The organism is Streptomyces mangrovisoli (genome assembly GCF_000974985.2).
In the GTDB taxonomy this organism is placed as follows: Bacteria; Actinomycetota; Actinomycetes; order Streptomycetales; family Streptomycetaceae; genus Streptomyces; species Streptomyces mangrovisoli.
The window spans coordinates 57,934-75,354 of sequence record NZ_LAVA02000083.1 but is presented as its reverse complement, the minus strand read 5'-3'; the positions used below and the strand labels follow the sequence as shown (position 1 = coordinate 75,354).

16 protein-coding genes are annotated in these 17,421 nt (G+C 74.0%); 9 read left to right on the top strand and 7 right to left on the bottom strand.

Annotated features, from left to right (window positions below; genetic code table 11):
* Positions 1-82: 82 nt before the first annotated feature.
* From WN71_RS29460 to WN71_RS29450, 3 genes are all read right to left on the bottom strand, one after another.
* Positions 83-1,306, bottom strand: a complete 1,224-nt coding sequence (locus tag WN71_RS29460) for a low temperature requirement protein A (protein ID WP_046591093.1) — start codon at positions 1,304-1,306, stop codon at positions 83-85.
* 204 nt (positions 1,307-1,510) lie between these two features.
* Complete coding sequence (locus WN71_RS29455) at positions 1,511-2,605, bottom strand: dipeptidase (protein WP_046591094.1); 1,095 nt, start codon at positions 2,603-2,605, stop codon at positions 1,511-1,513.
* Positions 2,602-3,915: an amidohydrolase family protein gene (locus WN71_RS29450; protein WP_046591095.1), complete on the bottom strand. Its 1,314-nt coding sequence runs from the start codon at positions 3,913-3,915 to the stop codon at positions 2,602-2,604. Before WN71_RS29450 ends, WN71_RS29455 begins: the two co-directional genes overlap by 4 nt.
* A 244-nt stretch (positions 3,916-4,159) precedes the next feature.
* Here WN71_RS29450 and WN71_RS29445 point away from each other — a divergent pair, with 244 nt between their 5' ends.
* On the top strand, positions 4,160-4,957 hold the full coding sequence (locus WN71_RS29445) for an IclR family transcriptional regulator (protein WP_046591096.1): 798 nt from the start codon (positions 4,160-4,162) through the stop codon (positions 4,955-4,957).
* The gene (locus WN71_RS29440) at positions 4,954-5,904 is read left to right on the top strand and encodes an ornithine cyclodeaminase family protein (RefSeq protein ID WP_046591097.1); all 951 of its coding nucleotides are present in this window, start codon (positions 4,954-4,956) and stop codon (positions 5,902-5,904) included. The genes WN71_RS29445 and WN71_RS29440 overlap by 4 nt, the downstream gene beginning before the upstream one ends.
* A gap of 266 nt (positions 5,905-6,170) precedes the next feature.
* On the opposite strand, the gene WN71_RS29435 is transcribed toward WN71_RS29440, so the two are convergent.
* Positions 6,171-6,911 (bottom strand): SDR family NAD(P)-dependent oxidoreductase, encoded by a 741-nt coding sequence (locus WN71_RS29435; protein ID WP_206300170.1) that lies wholly within the window; start codon positions 6,909-6,911, stop codon positions 6,171-6,173.
* Positions 6,898-8,163: an MFS transporter gene (locus tag WN71_RS29430; RefSeq protein WP_079178202.1), complete on the bottom strand. Its 1,266-nt coding sequence runs from the start codon at positions 8,161-8,163 to the stop codon at positions 6,898-6,900. Before WN71_RS29430 ends, WN71_RS29435 begins: the two co-directional genes overlap by 14 nt.
* A 201-nt stretch (positions 8,164-8,364) precedes the next feature.
* On the opposite strand from WN71_RS29430, the gene WN71_RS29425 reads away from it, so the two are divergent.
* Positions 8,365-9,354 (top strand): GlxA family transcriptional regulator, encoded by a 990-nt coding sequence (locus tag WN71_RS29425; RefSeq protein WP_046589459.1) that lies wholly within the window; start codon positions 8,365-8,367, stop codon positions 9,352-9,354.
* A 22-nt stretch (positions 9,355-9,376) separates the two neighbouring features.
* On the opposite strand, the gene WN71_RS29420 is transcribed toward WN71_RS29425, so the two are convergent.
* Entirely contained in the window at positions 9,377-10,096 is a 720-nt protein-coding gene (locus WN71_RS29420; RefSeq protein ID WP_046589461.1) for a hypothetical protein, read from the bottom strand.
* Positions 10,097-10,334: 238 nt separating this feature from the next.
* Between WN71_RS29420 and WN71_RS29415 the strand changes: the two genes are divergently transcribed.
* From WN71_RS29415 to WN71_RS29400, 4 genes are read left to right on the top strand one after another with little or no spacing between them, the layout of a single operon-like run.
* Positions 10,335-11,003 carry a DedA family protein gene (locus tag WN71_RS29415; RefSeq protein WP_046589464.1) on the top strand — a complete coding sequence of 223 codons (669 nt, stop codon included), beginning with the start codon at positions 10,335-10,337 and terminating at the stop codon, positions 11,001-11,003.
* A 34-nt stretch (positions 11,004-11,037) separates the two neighbouring features.
* Positions 11,038-11,775, top strand: a complete 738-nt coding sequence (locus tag WN71_RS29410; RefSeq protein ID WP_079178201.1) for a phosphatase PAP2 family protein — start codon at positions 11,038-11,040, stop codon at positions 11,773-11,775.
* Positions 11,750-12,412 carry a response regulator transcription factor gene (locus tag WN71_RS29405; protein WP_046589466.1) on the top strand — a complete coding sequence of 221 codons (663 nt, stop codon included), beginning with the start codon at positions 11,750-11,752 and terminating at the stop codon, positions 12,410-12,412. The genes WN71_RS29410 and WN71_RS29405 overlap by 26 nt, the downstream gene beginning before the upstream one ends.
* Positions 12,409-13,836 carry a sensor histidine kinase gene (locus WN71_RS29400; protein WP_046589468.1) on the top strand — a complete coding sequence of 476 codons (1,428 nt, stop codon included), beginning with the start codon at positions 12,409-12,411 and terminating at the stop codon, positions 13,834-13,836. Before WN71_RS29405 ends, WN71_RS29400 begins: the two co-directional genes overlap by 4 nt.
* Before the next feature lie 209 nt (positions 13,837-14,045).
* Here WN71_RS29400 and WN71_RS29395 read toward each other — a convergent pair whose 3' ends face one another.
* Positions 14,046-14,837, bottom strand: coding sequence for a COG4705 family protein (locus WN71_RS29395; protein WP_046589516.1), 792 nt, complete (start codon positions 14,835-14,837; stop codon positions 14,046-14,048).
* Positions 14,838-15,269: 432 nt separating this feature from the next.
* Here WN71_RS29395 and WN71_RS29390 point away from each other — a divergent pair, with 432 nt between their 5' ends.
* The gene (locus tag WN71_RS29390) at positions 15,270-16,298 is read left to right on the top strand and encodes an ATP-binding cassette domain-containing protein (RefSeq protein WP_046589469.1); all 1,029 of its coding nucleotides are present in this window, start codon (positions 15,270-15,272) and stop codon (positions 16,296-16,298) included.
* On the top strand, positions 16,295-17,140 hold the full coding sequence (locus tag WN71_RS29385; RefSeq protein WP_046589471.1) for an ABC transporter permease: 846 nt from the start codon (positions 16,295-16,297) through the stop codon (positions 17,138-17,140). Before WN71_RS29390 ends, WN71_RS29385 begins: the two co-directional genes overlap by 4 nt.
* Positions 17,141-17,421 lie beyond the last annotated feature (281 nt).

Sequence of the window (17,421 nt, the reverse complement as noted above, 5' to 3'; positions counted from 1 at the left end):
GTCTCAGCTGTACAGTTCTGACTGTATGAATGCCTCGCGGGCCGTCCGCCCAGACCGCCTCAGACCTTCGCGGGCCGCCCGCTCAGGCCGCCGCGGCCCCGTCCTCGTGCGCCGCGGACGGCTTCGTGAACCAGCGCTCGTAGACCATCGGCCAGCCCGCGACGAGCACCAGCAGCCAGACGAGCGCGACGCTGCGGATGCCCGACCCGACGGCGGCCAGGACCAGCGGCAGGGCGCAGCACGGCAGGGCGACCGCGAGCAGCCGGCGGGGCTCACGGCGGGCTCGGGGCAGCCAGCCGAGCGCGCTGAGCAGGAAGTAGCCCGCGAGCGCGCCGCACATCAGCCAGCGGGTGCTGTCGGGGAGCGTGTCGAGGTGGTCGACGGCGGCGCCGAGCGCGGCCGCGAGCGCGGCGAGGCAGCCGCAGACGAAGCAGTGCAGGGGCAGCGCGGTGCGGGCCGGCAGGCCGCCTTCGGACAGCCGGAAGACGCCCGCGTAGCCGTGCCGGAACGACAGGGCCCACAGGCCGGCGAGGAGGAAGAACGCGGCGACGGCGAGGGCGGCCAGTTTCCTGGTCCACTCGGCGTCGGAGGCGGCGTCGATGACCTGGGCGACGCCCTCGCCGAGCACGATGATGACGAACAGGCCGAGCCGTTCGCTCAGATGCTCGGTCTCCGACCGGGCCACCTTCACCTGGAGGACGCCGCCCCGCCGGGGCCGTCGGGCGCTGCGCTCCTCGAGGGCCTTGCGCTGTTCGACGAAATCGCGCCCGGAGACGGCGAAGGTGACGTACAGGTCGAGGGCGATCCCGAGCGCCCAGAGCCAGTAACGAGCCGGGGAATGCGCCCAGATGGACACGATCCAGGGGACCACGCCGAGCGACATCTGGGCGGCGGGCCAGTCGACGAGCACCTCGCGCCGGTGCTGCCAGGCGCGGTTGGCGAGCACCCGGGTCAGGACGTAGGCGAGGGCGAAGGCCCGCGCGTGGTCGGCGTCCTCGCCGTGCACACCCGGCACCGCGGCGGCCATGACCGCCATGCCGAACATCGCGAACAGCACGGTACGGGTGTGGGTGTTCTCGCCGGCCACGTTGCCGTACAGGGTGAAGCAGATCCACGCGGTCCACAGCGCGAGGAACAGCAGCGCGTACAGGCCGAGGTCGGCGAGACCGGGCACGCCGTGCAGCAGGTGCGCGATCTGCGCGACGCCCGCGACGGCGACCAGGTCGAAGAACAACTCCAGCCAACTGGCGTGCCGCTCCTCCTCGGGAGTCGGCGCCACCTCGACCTCGGCCGAAACGTCGTTCACGTCGCTCCTTCGTCCTGTGGCGCGCGCCCGGTGGGGCGCCGCCCCCGGCCACACTCCCTGTCCGCCGCACCGGATCGTGCGGCGCAGGACGACAGTGCCACATCGGCGGGAGCCCCTGTGGCATGTCTCCAGCGGGACTCGAGGACGGGGCGGCGCCCGGCACCGGAGGTGTGGTGCCGGACGCCGCCCCGGGCCGGTCGTGGGTCAGGCCGCCGTCCAGATGCGGTCCGCGTAGTCGAGGAAGTTGCGGCCCATGATCTTTTCGATGCGGTCGGAGGTGTAGCCGCGCTTCTCCAGGAGGCGGATCAGGTCGCGGAACTGGTCGACGCCGCGGAGGTCGACGACGAACGGGTAGGTGTCCGCGCGTTCGCCGGCCGCGCCGACGCCGGCGGCCTGGCGGGCGGCGACGTGGTCGGCGAGCTGGGCACGGTAGGCGTCGAGGTCGTCGATGGCGGTGGTGCCGCCGTCGGTGCCGATGCCGACGTGGTCCTCGCCGCAGACGTTCACGGCGTGCACGATGTGGTCGACGACGTCGGCCGCGGTGGCGTGGCCGGTGACGTTGAGGAACGGCATGAAGTAGATGCCGACGAAACCGCCGCGGGAGGCGACCAGGCGCAGTTCCTCGTCGGTCTTGTTGCGCGGCAGGTCGGCGACGGCACGGCAGCCGGTGTGGTTGATGGAGACGGGCCGGCGCGAGGTGCGGGCCGCGTCGAGGCAGGTGTTCTCGCCGCTGTGGGAGAGGTCGACCATCACGCGGTGGTCGTTCAGGGCCTCGACGACCTGGTGGCCGAAGGGGGTCAGACCGCGGTTGGCGGGGGCCATGGAGCCGTCGCCGAGGTGGTTGGCCTGGTTGTAGGTGAGCTGGATGACGCGCACGCCGGCGCCGGCGAAGGTGGCGACGCGGGTGTCGATCAGGTCGGGGTCCTCGCCGACGGCGACGGCGTTCTGGAAGCCGTAGATGACGCCGAGGCGGCCCTCGCGGTGGGCGCGGCGGATGTCGTCGGCCGTGCGGACCTTCAGCAGGTCCTCGTGGTGGCGCTCGACGATCCGGTCCCAGACGGCTATCTCGTCCATGGTGTGCTCGTACGGCGGCAGGTCGCCCATGGTGTAGCCGAGCGTGATGTTGACGGCGGTCAGGCCGGAGGCGTGGGCGTCCGCGATCGCGCGCGCGTCGACGGTGAGTTGGTCGCTCGACGGGTTCAGATGGGCGGCGGCCTCCTGGGAGGCGGGCGCGTTGGGGTTGTCGAGCTGCCCCAGGGCGTTGACGATCAGGGGCGTGGTGGTGGGGTCGGGGCTCACTGCCCCTCCTTCTCGAACTCGGCGCGGTCGTAGCGGTGTCCGCGCTTGACCGTGGTGGTGATGGAGCGCAGGTTGCGGATGTCGGCCAGCGGACTCTCGTCCAGGACGGCGAAGTTGGCGAGCTTGCCGGGCTCGACGCTGCCCGCGATCGCGTCGATGCCGGCCGCGCGGGCGCCGACGAGGGTCGCGGAGCGCAGGACGTCGGCGGTGGGGATGCCGCAGCGCTCGACGAGGAAGGCGAGTTCGTCGTAGAGGGCGGGGAACGGGTCGCCGGGGTCGGTCTCGTAGTCGGTGCCGGTGACGACCGCGACGCCCGCGCGGTGCGCCTGCGCGGTGACGACGGCGGCCAACTCGGCGTTCAGGCGGGCTCGTTCGACTGACTCGGCGGTGTCGCCGCGGAGTTCGTCGCTGGTCCACATGGAGGCGGTGGCGTCGAGGATCGTGCCGCGCTCGCGCATGGCTGCGAACAGGGCGGCCAGGTGGGGGTCGTCGCTCCCGGCGAAGCGGTCGTACTCGACGGGCGGCTTCGTCTTGTAGTGACTCAGGGGCGCGGCCGAGTTCTCGAAGGCGAGCAGGGTGACGTGCGAGACGCTGTCGACGCCGGCGGCGACGACCTCGCCGGGCGAGGCGGGGAAGACCGCGGCGTGCGCCCAGACGGGGATGTTCTGCCGGTGGGCCTCGGCCGTGATGGCGGCGACCGTCCCGGCGTCCATGTCCGCGTAGACCTTGATCGCGGCGGCGTGGGTGCCGCGGGCGAGCGCGACGGCGATCCGCAGGTCCGTGTCGGGGGTGATGGCCTGCATCCACGGCACGGCGCCCGGTTCGGCGCCCTGGCTGACGCTGTGGGTGCGCGGGTCGTCGAAGAAGGTCGGCCCGGCCATGAGGGCGGCGTAGCGGATGTCGGGGCCGGGGATCTCGCCGATCAGGGCGGCTCGGGCGAGGTCGCCGATGTGGCGCAGGTCGTCGGCCATGTCGCGGATCGCGGTGACACCGCTGTAGGCGAGCCGGCGGAGCACCGCCTCGGCGACGGGCCGGTTGGGCGGGGTGGCCAGGTGCTGGTGGGTGTCGACCAGGCCCGGGACGACGAAGCGCCCGTCGAGGTCGACCTGCGGCGCGTCGGCGGCGATCGCCGGCAGCGGGTCGGCGTCGTCGGCCACGGTGTGCAGGGTGGCGCCGTCGGTGACGATCGTCGTGCCCGGCCGGGGCGCGCTGCCGGTGCCGTCGAACAGGGTGGCACCCCGGTAGACGGTGACGGTTCCGGCAGGCGGTGGCGCCCAGGGGGTGGGGGCGCCCGGGGGCAGGTCGGTCATGGTCACCTCTGTCCGCGAGGCTGTTACGCTCTCCGTAACAGCTGTATCGTGTGTTGAAACTGCGGGTACTGTACTCCAGGCCCGGCGGAGAAACGCAACGATCCTTCCGCGTGGAGGAACCACACACTCGTTCCGCATGGGGGACGCAACGCTCCTTCCGCGTGGGGGCGGGAACGCATCGGTCGTTGCGCGCCCGGCCAGGACGACGACACGGACGACGAGGACGAGAAGGAGGGGCCGCTTCGTGCCCGACGCACCCCAGCCCGACGCACCCCAGGACGGGCGGCCCGCCGCCCGGTCGGCCGTGGACAAGGCGCTCGACCTGGTCGAGGCCGTCTCCCGCGCGCCGCATCCGGTCCGGCTCACCGATCTGGCCGCCGAGGTCGACCTGCACCGCGCCACCGCCTACCGGATCCTGCTCGACCTCGTCCGCCGGGGCTGGGTGCTGCGGGCCGGCGACCGCTATCTGCCGGGCCCCGCCGTCCTGCGGATGTCCGCCTCAGCGGCGGGCAACTCGCTGACCGCGCTGGCCCGTCCGGTCATGGAGCGGCTCTCCGCAAGGACCTCGATGATGGTCAACCTCCAGGTCCTGGAGGACGGCGGCTCCCGCGTGATCGACGTGGTCCGGCCCGAACGGCTCGCCATGATCAGCCACTTGCGCGGCGAGTTCCTTCCGGTACGGCGCTTCGCCGGCCCGCTCGCCCTGGTCGCCGCGCTCGAACCGGAGGCCCGGCAGCGGTGGTTGGGCAGACTCCCCGAAGCGGAGGGCCCGCAGGCGCGGACCCTGTCCGGTGAACTCGCCGAGGTCGAACGCACCGGTGTGGCCGTGGAGCACGGCCGCAACGAGAAGGTGGTCGCCTCCCTCAGCCGGGCCGTGGTGCCGACGGCGGGCGCGCCGGTCTGCGCGCTGACCGTCGTCGGCCCGGACGCCGAATTCGACGCGACCCGACTGGCCGACTGCGAGCGGGAGTTGCGGCGCGCCACGGACGAACTGGAGACGGCCCTGACGGCCGGCTCGGACACCTCGGGAGGCAGCCGGTGAACGGCGTACTCGTCCTGGACCGCGCACGGACCGCGGCGGCGCTGGAACCGGCCGCCGTACTGGAGGCCGTCGGGCGCGCGCTGATCGCGGTGGCGCGCGACGAGGTCTCGGTGCCCGCGCGGATCGCCGCGTTCACGCCCGCCGGGCTGCTCGGGGCCATGCCGGGCTACGTGCCCGGCGTCGGCCTGGCCGCGAAACTGGTGACCGTCACCGGCGACCCGAGGCGCCCGGGACGCAGCTTCCACCGGGGGCTGGTGGCGCTCTTCGACGAACGCGACGGGCGGGCGCTCGCGATGATGGACGCCGAGTCGCTCACCGAGATCCGTACGGCCGCGTCCGCCACCCACAGCGCGCTGGCGCTGGCCGCGGACCCCGGCCTCGGCCGGGTGGCCGTGGTCGGCACGGGGGCACAGGCCCGTGCCCAACTGGCACTCCTCGCGGTCGTACGGCCGGACGCGGAGGTGGCCGTCGGGGGCCGCGACCCGCTGCGGGCCGCCGAGGCCGCCGCGCTGCACCCCGGCGCGCGGGCGGCCGCCGGCATCGAGGACGCGGTGCGCGGGGCCGACGTGGTGTTCTGCACGACCGGCGCGACCGCACCCGTGGTCCGCCGGGAGTGGCTGTCACCCGGCACCCACGTGTCCTCGGTCGGCGGCTCCCACGGCCCCGAACTCGACGCCGCCACGGTGCGCGACGCCGCGCTCTTCGCCGAGTGGCCCGGCGCGGCCGCCGCCCCTCCCCCGGCCGGCGCCCACGAACTCCAGGGCCTCGCCCCCGACCGTACGGTCACCCTCCTGGGCTCCGTCCTCGCGGGCGACCACCCGGGCCGCGACGGCGCCGGGCTCACGCTGTTCAAGTCCACCGGCCACGCGGCGCTCGACGTCGCGGCGGCCCGCGTGGCCCACGACGTCGCCCGTGCGCGGGGGTGGGGGATCGGCGTGGATCTGTGAGGAGAGCGGCCGAGGGGACCTGAGGGAGAGCGGAGCGGTCCGGGAGAGTTGCGGGAGACCGGGCCACGGGGCGGACGACGGCCAACGGTCCGACCAGGGTGGCGGGTCGGACCGTGAGCCACCAGGTCAAGCCGTGAGCCGCGAGGTCAGGCCGTCAGCCGCCGGGTCAAGCCGTGAGCCGCGAGGTCAGGCCGTCAGCCGCCGGGTCAAGCCGTGAGCCGCGAGGTCAGGCCGTCAGCCGCCGGGTCAAGCCGTGAACCGCCGGGTCAGGCCGTGAAGCCGCCGTCGACGTGGATCGCGGCTCCCGTGATGTACGCGCCGTCCGCGCTCGCCAGATGGGCGACGGTGGCGGCGATCTCGGCCGCCCGCGCGTAGCGGCCGACCGCGGTGAGGCCGGCGATCGTCTCGGCGTTCGGCCCGTCGGCGGGGTTGGCGTCCGTGTCGGTGGGCCCGGGGTGCACCAGATTGACGGTGACCCCCCGCGGGCCGAGCTCCCGGGCCAGCCCCTTCGTCATCCCTACCAGGGCCGTCTTGCTCATCGCGTACAGGGCCATGCCCGGGAAGACCGCGCGCCCCGCCATGTTGGAGCCGATGCTGATGATCCGGCCGCCCCGCTCCATGTGCCGCACCGCCGCCCGGGAGGCCGCGAACGGCGCCCGGACGTTGACCGCGAGGGTGCGGTCGATCTCTGCCGGGCCCAGTTCCTCGAGCGGGCCGACGAGGAAGACGCCCGCGTTGTTGACCAGGATGTCGAGCCTGCCGAACCTCGCGGCGGCCTCGTCCACCGCGGCGGTCACTTCCGCCGGGACCGCGCTGTCGGCCCGGACGGCGAGCGCCCGGCGCCCGCGGGCCTCGATCCGCTCGACCACCGCGCCGGCCCGCTCGGCCCCGTGCTCATAGGTCAGGACGACGTCCGCGCCCTCCTCCGCCAGCCGCTCCGCCACGGCGGCCCCGATACCCCGGCTGCCGCCCGTGATCAGGGCCACGTTTCCTTCAAGTCGGTTCATGGGATCGAGCATTGCCGCCCCGCGCCACGACCGCTGGCGTGCATCGGACGTCGCGTTCGGCGGGGGCGGCGGCCCGGGGCAGGGTGCGGATCGCCGGGGTCGCGAACAGGGCCACGCAGCCCGCGAGGCAGGCGGCCGCCGAGACCAGCAGCAGGCGTCCCGGGGCGGCCAGCGCGGCGGCCGGCCCCGCCAGTATCTGGCCGAGGGCCATGCCGGACACCGAGCCGGCCTGCTCGTACGCGGTGACGCGGTTGAGTACGGCGGACGGGGTGTGGGTCTGCACACTGGTCGCCCACATCACCGACCAGAACGCCCAGGCCGCCCCGCCGAGGGCGTAACCCGCCAGCAGCACCGGCAGGCCGGAGCCGACCGCCACGCACAGCGGCAGCACGGAGTACAGCACCATGGCCACCGCTCCGGCGGCCAGCGGCCGGGCCGGGCGCAGCCGCAGCGCCAGCAGCCCGCCCAGCACGGTGCCGACCCCGAGGAAGGAGACCGCGAGACCGTACGCGTCGGCGCCGAGCCGGGCGCTGATGAGCGCCGAACTGAGCGGTACCAGCGGGCCGAAGAGCAGGATGCCGTAACCGACCCAGATCAGGATGACCGCCCACATCCAGGTGCGGGCGCGGAACTCCCGCCACCCCTGACGGAGCTCGTCGCGGAGTGAACTTCCCTGACGGACAACGGAGTCGGCGGGGTGCGGGACGATCCGGATCAGGGCCAGGCACAGGGCGCTGAGCAGGAAGGTGGCGGCGTCGATGGCGTAGACGGTGCCCGCGCCGGTCAGCGCGATCAGCGCTCCGGCCAGGGCGGGGCCGAGGAGTTGGGCGAGCGCGTCGGCCACCTTCAGTGTGGCGTTGGCCCGTTGGGGCTCTCGGGTGACCAGCGGGACCATGCCGTTCACGCCGGGCTGGAACATCGCGGTGGCCGAACCGGCCAGGCCCGCCATCATCACCAGCAGCCAGAACGGCGGCGTACCGGCGAAGAACGCGGCCGCCAGGGCCCCTTGGGTGAGCACCCGGACCAGGTCCGCGCCCACCATCATCCGGCGCGCGCCGAGCCGGTCCGCGAACACCCCGCCGAACAGCACCAGGAGCACGAACGTGCCGGTCCAGACGCCGAGGACGTAGCCGACGCCGGAGATGCCGTACACCGCGCCGACGGCGAGCGCGGCGGCCACGGGCATCATCGCGTCACCGACGAGCGAGACGGCGCGGGCGGCGAAGTAGAGGGTGAAGGGCTGGTCCCACAACGGGGGCCGTCCGGTGGGTGATCGAGGAGTCGCGCCGGTCGTCCGCTTCGGCACTCGGTTCGGCTTCGGCACTCGGTTCGGCTTCGACTTCTGCTTCCGTCTCGGCTTCGGTGTCTGCGCGGTGGTCACGCATCACATATTGGACTGGACCAATCCGCCGATCCCAGTGTCCCGAACGACATGTTCGGGTACTTTCGCGCCATGAGGCATGGCCCGCCACCGAAGCCGCCGGCACCCCACCGGGTCGTCGCCCTGGTCCAACCCCCGCAGGCGACCTTCGCGTTGGCCTGCGCGAGCGAGATGTTCGGCGAGCACGGCCCGGAGATCCCCGCCCGGTACACGTTCGAGGTCGCCACGGAACTCCCGGGCCCGGTCCGCACCCAGGCCGGCTACGACCTGCTGGTCGCCGCGGGCCTGGAGGCGCTGGAGCGCGCCGACACCGTGGTGATCCCGGGCTGGGGGCGGCCGGGCGACGCGGAGGTGCCGGAGTCGGTGGTCGTGGCGGTACGGCGGGCGCACGGGCGCGGTGCGCGGATCGCCGGCCTCTGCTCGGGGGCCTTCGTGCTCGCCGCCGCCGGACTGCAGGACGACCGGCGGGCGGCCACCCACTGGGCCCGCGCCGCCGAACTGGCCGACCGGTTCCCGCGGGTGCGGGTCGATCCGGCGGTGCTCTACGTCGACCATGGCGACGTCGCCACCAGCGCGGGAGCGGCGGCCGGCGTGGACCTGTGCCTGCACCTGGTGAGCGCCGACCAGGGGGCCGCGTACGCGATGCGGATCGCCCGGCAGCTGGTGATGCCGCCGCACCGCGAGGGCTGCCAGCTGCAGTACGCCGAACCGCCCGCCTCCGGACCGGTCGCCGACTCGCTCGCCCCGCTGCTCGACTGGCTGTCCGAGCGACTGGAACAGCCGGTCAGCGTCGCCGACATGGCGCTCCGCTCGCAGGTCTCGGCCCGTACGCTGACCCGGCGCTTCACCCGGCAGCTGGGCGTCAGCCCCGGGCGCTGGCTGCTGGACCGGCGGATCGCCGCGACCCGGGCGCTGCTGGAGGAGACCGACCTGCCGGTGGAGACCATCGCGCGCCGGGTCGGCCTCTCCTCGGCCGTCAACCTGCGCCGCCGCTTCCACGAGGCCCTGCGGACCACGCCCGCGGCCTACCGGCGCGCCTTCCGCGCGAACGGGGCCGGGTAGGAGGGCCTGCCGCCGGGGGACCTCAGTCGATTCCCAGGCGCGCGAGGATTCCGCCGGGTACGGGGGCGGACGCCGCCGTGCCCCCGCTCAGCGGCGAGCGCCACGCCGGGTCGTGCCATGGGCCGCTCGCCGCGTCGTCGAGGAGGTGTTCCGCCGTGCCGGCGGCCGTCTCCGGCGGGGCCCCGACCGCGACCAGGGCGGCGGTGAGCACGTCCGCCGCCTCGTCCGGTACGGCGCCCTCCCTGAGCAGCGGGAGCAGCAGCAGGAGCCGGACGGCCGGGTCCGTGACGCCGTCGGCTCCGGAGCCGTCACGACCGTCGTCGACCCCATGACCGGCACGGCCGCCGTCGGCCATCCGGACCAGTTCGCGCCAGGTGAGGGTGGACCCCTCCAGATCCCCTCCGCAACTGGCGATCCTCCGCACACTCGCGTGCGCGCCGCTCAGCTGCGGGGCGGTGAGCAGGAAGTCGAGTGCGTGGTCGCCGACGAGATTGCGGTAGACGACCACGACGGCGTGCCCGTCCGTCACCGGCAGCCGGAACACGGGCCACCGTTCGGGGTCCATGAGCACGTCCGACAGGGCGTCGGCGTCGGCTCCGTCGTCGCCGAACCACTCGGGAGAGGCCTCCGCGTGACGGCAGCACGAGCCCAGCAGATGGTTCGACCAGAAGCCCGGCCGGGCCACCAGCGGCTCCCCGGCGACCAGCGGGCCGCCGTCGTAGGCCTCGATCAGCGGTGTCACGGTTCTCGATCCTCCGGGCTGCACGTCTCCGGCGATGCTAGCCGCCTGTTTTGACGCGTGGAGAGGCGGCCCTCACCTGGGGGAACTCCGCGTCGATCAGTGCGCGGCCCGCACGTCGGGAACGATCGCGCCGCGCCGACCGTCTACAGTTCCGTAGACCGTCTACTCCGTCGTAGTCGTTCGGACCCGTACGTCAGTCTCCGATCCCTCGAGTCCTCCACGGAAAGGCCCCGGTCTCATGGCCACTCCCCCGGTCCTCGCCTCGCAGCTGGCCGTGAACGTGCTCGACGCCCAGTCGCTGCTGGCCGCGTTCGGCGTGCTCGGCGTGTGCGCCGTGCTGTTCGCCGAGACCGGGCTGCTGGTCGGGTTCTTCCTGCCCGGCGACTCGCTGCTGTTCACGGCGGGGCTGCTGTGCACCGGGGCGGCGGACCGGCCCGTGAAGCTGTCGCTGGGCCCGTTGCTGGTGCTGGCGGCGGTCGGCGCGCTGGCCGGGGCGCAGTGCGGCTACCTGATCGGGCGGAAGGCGGGCGGGACCCTGCTGGCCCGCAGCAACTCGCCGCGGCTGCACGAGGGGATGAAGCGGGCCGAGGAACTGCTGGGACGGTACGGGCACGCGAAGGCCATCGTCCTGGCCCGGTTCATCCCGGTGGTGCGCACCGTCCTCAACCCGATGGCCGGAGCGCTCGGCGTGCCCGCGCGGACGTTCACGCTCTGGCAGGCGGTGGGCGGGCTGGCCTGGACGGTCGGACTGATCCTCGCGGGATACGCGCTGGGCTCCTCGGTCCCGAACGTCGACCACTACCTGCTGCCGCTGGTCGCGCTGATCGTGGCCGTCTCGCTGACCCCGCTCCTCCTCGAAGCGCTGCGCGGCCGCCGGGCCGCCAAGGCGAACGGCGGACGTCCGTGACCCCGGTCCCCTTCGATCCCCCGCCGCACACTTCATGAATCGACCCCGTCTCCCCCGCCTCCCGGGAAGCAGCCGCACCGACGCACGCCTGCTGTACGCGGGCGCCGCGGCCTGGCTCCTCTTCGGCGCGCTCACCGCGCTGGTCGTCAGCCGCGGCGGCGCGCCGTTCGGACCGGACTCCGCCTGCCTGTCCTGGGCCGTGGGCCACCGGTCCGACACGGCCGTGAAGGTGGCCCGCGCCCTCACGGCGACCGGCAGCGGCGTCGTCCCGTACACCCTGGTCGCGCTCGCCGGCCTGGCCCTCGGGCGCACCCCGCGCGAGCGCGCACGCGCCGCCCTCCTGTGCGTCGCCTTCCTCGCGGTCGGCCAGAGCCTGCGCTACGGCGTGATGGAGGCCGTCCACCGGGCCCGCCCGCCGCACACGTTCTGGGCGACGGACGCCGGCGGCTACGCCTTCCCCTCCGGCCACACCAGCACGTCGGCCATGACCGCGGGGGTACTGATCACCGCGCTCAGCCTGTGCTCGCCGCGCGTGGCCACCCCGCTGCGCGCCCTCGCCGCCTGCTGGGCCGTGGCGATCGGGCTCACCCGCGTCTACCTGGGCGTGCACTGGTCCACCGACGTCCTCGGCGGCTGGCTGTTCGCCACCGGCTGGCTGGCGCTGTGCCTGGGGGCGGCGACCCGGTGGCCGCCCCCGTCGTCCGGCACGGGCCCGGCCCGTGCCGCCGAGGTGCGAACGGAGGACCATGCACCCGAAGATCCTGGTCGTTGAGGACGACCACGCCCTGCGGGACATGCTGCGCCGCGGCCTGTCCGAGGAGGGGTTCACCCCCGTGCCCGCCGCCGACGGGGCCACCGCCGTGCGGCTGGCCGGCAGCGACATCGCCGCCGCCGTACTCGACATCGGGCTGCCGGACGCGGACGGCCGGGACGTGTGCCAGGCCATGCGCGCGGGCGGGTTCCGGGCGCCGGTCATCTTTCTCAGCGCCCGTCATCAGCTCACCGACCGGCTGTCGGGGTTCTCCGCCGGGGGCGACGACTACCTGCCCAAACCGTTCCACCTCAGCGAACTGGCCGCCCGCCTCAAGGCCGCGCTGCGCCGGGCCGTCCCGCGGCCCCGGGCCTCGGCCGGCGACCTCGTCCTGGACGGGGTGACGCACGGCATGACCGTGCGCGGGCTCCGCCTCCCGCTGTCCCCGACCGAGTTCCGGCTGCTGGCCACGCTCGCCGCCGCGGACGGCGCCCTCGTGTCGCGCCAGGACCTGGTCCGGGCGGGCTGGCCCGAGGGGGCGCAGGTCAGTGACAACACGTTGGACCAGTACGTGACCCGGCTGCGCCGCAAGCTGCGCGAGGCGGGCAGCACCCAGGGCATCGGCACGACGCGCGGCGTCGGGCACCGGCTCTCATGAGCACCCTCCCGCACCGCACGACCTCCCGGGCCCCGTCGAGCCGTGCCACCCCCAGGGCCCTCCTGCGCCGCCTGACCCCGCGCACCCTGCGCGGACGGCTCTCGCTGCTCGCGGTGACCGGCGCCGCGCTGCTGATGACGGTGCTGACCCTGGTGTTCAACCTCGTCATGGACCAGCACCTGCGCCATCAGGCGGACGACGAACTGCGCACCCGCGCGGCGGCCGCCGCCGCGGCCGTCGACGTGCGCGGGACGCGGGTGCGGGTCCTGGAGACCCCCGACGACGGACTCCTCGACAGCAACGTCTGGGTCTACTCCGGAACCCGGCTGATCGAGAAACCCCCGTCCGCCACCGCCCACAGCGCGTCGACACGGGCCGCGCTCCGGCTCGCCGCCCGGCGTCGCTCCGCCTGCACGACACTGGACGCGACCCGCCACCGCCCGCCGGTCCGGCTGTGCGCCCGGCCGGTGCACGGCAGCCGCACCGCCACCGTGGTCACCGCCCTGGACCTCGGCCCCTACCGCAGCTCGGCCGGCACACTGCTGCTGGGCTCGCTGATCCTGGACGCGGTCATGCTGGTGTGCACCTACGCGCTGACGCGTCTCGCGGTCGGCCGGGCGCTGCGCCCGGTACGCGCCATGACCGACCGGGCGACCGAGCGGCGGGCCGTGACCTCCGCGGAGCGCCTGGGCTCGGCGGACCACCCGGCCGAGCTGGCAAGGCTGGGCGACTCGCTGGACGCCCTGCTGGACCGCGTACGCACCGTGCTGCGCCACGAACGGCAGCTGACCGGTGAGCTGTCCCACGAACTGCGCACCCCCCTGACCCGCATCGTCATGGAACTCGACTGGTGGCGGGCGCGCCCCCGCACCGAGGAGGAGACCCGCGCGACCCACGAGGTGATCTCCGAGGCGACCCGGTCCATGCGGACCATCTGCGACACCCTGCTGCACGAGGCCCGCGAGGACATGGACGGCACGTCCACGCCCGGCACCACCGACGTCGTCCCCGTGCTGCGGCGCATGGTCGAGCACCTCGACACGCCCGCCGGGGTCAAGGCCGTACTGGAGACCGGGACCCCCGAGACGACGGTGGGGATCGTCCCCGGCCTCCTCGAACGCGTCGTCGCGCCGGTGCTGTCCAACGCGGCCCGCTACGCCAAGTACCGGGTGACCGTGCACGCCCGGCGCGGCCCCGGGGCCGTACTCATCGACGTCGTGGACGACGGCCCCGGCGTGCCGCCCGCGTTCCTGGGCGAACTGTTCCTGCCCGGCCGCCGCGCCGACCCGGGCGACGGCCACGACGGCGCCGGACTGGGGCTGCCGCTCGCCCGACGACTGGCCCGCTCGGTCGGCGGCGAGGTCTCCTGCGACCCCGGTCACGCCCCCGGGGCCCGCTTCACCGTCAGCCTGCCCGCGGGCTGACGGCGTACCCGGGCGCCGCCGATCCCGTACGACGCCGTATCCGTACGACGCCGAGCCCGCACGCCGTCGTATCCGTACGACGCCGAATCCGTGCGACGCCACGCCCGTGCGACGCCACGCCCGTACGACGCCACTCCCGTACGACGCCGAAGTGCCCGCTCCCTCGAACCGGGGCGGGCACATGGAAAGCGGCGGCGGGAGGAGAGTCGTCAGAGCGCCGAGCCGCGCGGGGAGTCCCGGTGGGACACGGCGACGTAGCAGACGAACGCGACGATGGCCGCCGTCCAGGCGGCGGTGACCGGCCCGAGCCCGAACGCGAGGCCGCCGTGCCGGTGGCTCGCCGCCATCCAGTCGGCGAGGGAGGCGCCGAGCGGCCGGGTGATCACGTAGGCGCCCCAGAAGGCGGCCACGGCGTTCAGGCCGGCGAAGCGGTGCGCCAGCGCGGGCACGCAGATCGCCGCCCCGAACAGGGCGATCGAGCCGAGGTAGCCGAAGCCGTCGGAGGCCGTCAGGTCACCGGCGGCGGTGCCCAGGGCGAAGGTGGCGAGGACGGCGGCCCAGTAGAACGCCTCCCGGCGGCGGGTACGGACGCTGTGGATCGACAGGGTCCGCTCGACGGCGTACCAGAGGGCGAACACGGCGGCCAGCACGACGACGAACAGCGGGGTGGAGACCGCGTACGGCACGCCGAGTCCGACGTGCAGCACGTCGGCGGCCATCGTGCCGAACACGCTGACCATGACCACGGCCGTCCAGTACACCCAGGCGATGTAGCGGCGGACCGCGAACTGCACGGCGAGGGAGACCACCAGGACGAGACCGCCGAGCGCGACCGCCGGGATCGGGCCGAACACGTGCGCCAGGAGGTCCGACGCGGTCTCACCCATTCCGGTGGTCAGGACCTTGATGATCCAGAAGTACGCGGTCACCTGCGGCACCTTGTTCGCCATGGCGCGCAGCGGGACGAGAGGCCGCTCGTCGAGGAGTTGCTCAGTGGTCATGGCGAGCACGATGACACGACAGAACGCGCTTTCCACGGGTCCCTTTACCGAGGCTTGGCGGCTTGCGGAGCATGACTTTCACGAACGCGCGCACAACCTGACCGCAACCTGAACGCCCCCATGAAATACCTGGTCAGAAGCCCTACGACGGTGATATCCCTGGCTGTTTGCGCCGCCCCCGACGACGGTCTTCGGACGGGTCCGCCGGTGTCGCGCCGAGCGCGGACCGCGCCGACGGGCCGCGGATGCGGGCCGCGGAGGCGGGCCGCGCGGACGGTCTCGCACGGGTCGCGTAGTACCGCGGTACCACCCCGCCGCCCCGGTTCGGACCGCGGTACGACGGGTGCGGTGCGGAACGGGACTTAGCGTGGCCGAAGAGGCGCCGAACGCGACGTACCGCGAGAGGCGCCGCCCCCGAGAGAAAGAGCGCGCATGATCGACGCACGGCAGTTGACGAAGAGGTACGGGGACAAGACGGCCGTCGACGGCCTGGACGTCGTCGTGAAGCCCGGCACGGTGACCGGCTTCCTCGGCCCCAACGGCGCCGGCAAGTCCACGACGATGCGCATGGTCGTCGGCCTGGACGCCCCCACGAGCGGCTCCGTCACCGTGAACGGAAGCCGCTACGCCCGGCACCGCGCGCCTCTCCAGGAGGTCGGCGCGCTCCTGGAGGCCAAGTCGATCCACCCGGGCCGCTCGGCCTACCACCACCTGCGGGCGCTGGCGCTGACGCACGGCATCCCGCGCCGCCGGGTCGACGAGGTCATCGACATCGCCGGTCTCGGCGCCGTCGCCAAGAAGCGCGCCGGCGCGTTCTCCCTCGGCATGGGCCAGCGGCTCGGCATCGCCGCCGCGCTGCTCGGCGACCCGCAGACGGTCATGCTGGACGAGCCCGTCAACGGCCTCGACCCCGAGGGCGTGCTCTGGATCCGCAACCTGCTCACGTCGCTCGCCTCGGAAGGGCGCACCGTCTTCGTGTCGTCACACCTCATGAGCGAGGTGGCGCTGGTGGCGGACCACCTGATCGTGGTCGGACGCGGCAGGCTGCTCGCCGACACGACCGTGGAGAACCTGGTCCGCGAGGCCGGCGGCGACACGGTGCAGGTGGCCACGGAGGACCCCGGCAGGCTCCGCGACGTGCTGGCGGGGCCCGGCGTCGAGATCACCGGGCGCATCGGTTCCGAGGAACTCCAGGTGACCGGCGTCAGCGCGCGCGAGATCGGCCTCAAGGCTGCCGAGCACGGCATCCCGCTGTTCGAGCTGACCACGCGCAAGGTGTCGCTGGAGCAGGCGTTCATGGACCTGACCAGGGAGGCCGTCGAGTACCACGGCACGACGACGGGCACGCCGACCGGCACCTCCGGCACCTGGTCCGGCAGCACGTCAAGCACCACCACCGGCCCGACGACCGGCACCGCAGCCGGCACCGAGGCCGCCGAGACCCTGGGGAGCCCCGCATGAGCACCCTCACCACGACCGCCGAGACTCCCGCCGCCGCCGCACCGGCCCGCCCGGCCTACAAGGTGACCGGACGGCGTGTGCTCGCCTCCGAGTGGGTCAAGCTCTGGACCCTGCGCTCCACCTGGATCACGCTCGGCCTCGGCCTGCTGTTCCTCGTCGCGTTCGGGCTGATCGCCGCGAGCCGCTACAAGTCGGGGATCGACTCCGGCCGTCACATGGACCGCGACTTCGCCGACGCGACCGGCCTGAGCCTGTCCCTCTTCGGCACCAACTTCGCCCAGCTGGCCCTCGGCGTGCTCGGCGTGCTGGTCACCGCGGGCGAGTTCTCCACCGGCATGATCCGCTCCACCCTGACCGCGGTGCCCCGCCGCCTCCCGGTGCTGTGGTCGAAGGCCACCGCGTACGGCGTGGTCGCGCTGGCCGTCGCGACGTTCGGCGTCTTCGTCGCCTTCCTGTTCGGCAGCCACATCGTCTCCGGCACCCCGGCGGCCATGAGCTTCTCGCACGCGGGAGTCGTCCGCAGCCTGCTGGGCGCCGGTCTCTACCTCGGCCTGGTCGGCGTGATCGGCACCGCGCTCGGCGCGCTGCTGCGCTCGGTCGCGGGCGGCATCTCGGTCCTGGTCGCCGCGCTGATGCTGATCCCCGGCCTGATCTCCCTGCTGCCCAGCTCCTGGCAGGACAACATCAGCCCCTACCTGCCGAGCAACGCGGGTGAGGCGATGTTCGCCCTGACCCACGACTCCACCACCCTCTCCCCGGGGGCGGGTCTGCTGGTGTTCGTCGGCTGGACGGTGCTCGCGCTGGCCGCGGCGGCGTACCGGCTCGTACGCAGCGACGTCTGACGCCCCTCATGATGGGCTGGTGACAGACGTGCTCCCCCAGGCCGCCGCGGCAGCCGCAACCGCGTCAGCCGCGGAACCTGCCGATTCCGCGGTGCCGGCCGATTCCGTGGCGCCGACCGAAGCCGCCGTGCCCGCCGCGCCCGACAGGGCCGCGGCGGGCATCGGGGGCGTCCGTTCCACCGAGAACCCCGCGTCCCTCGACCCGGTGGGCTCGGTGGGCTCGGTCGACTCGGTGGGCGCGCTCGCCCCGGTGGACTCGCTCCACCCGGTGGACTCGCTCG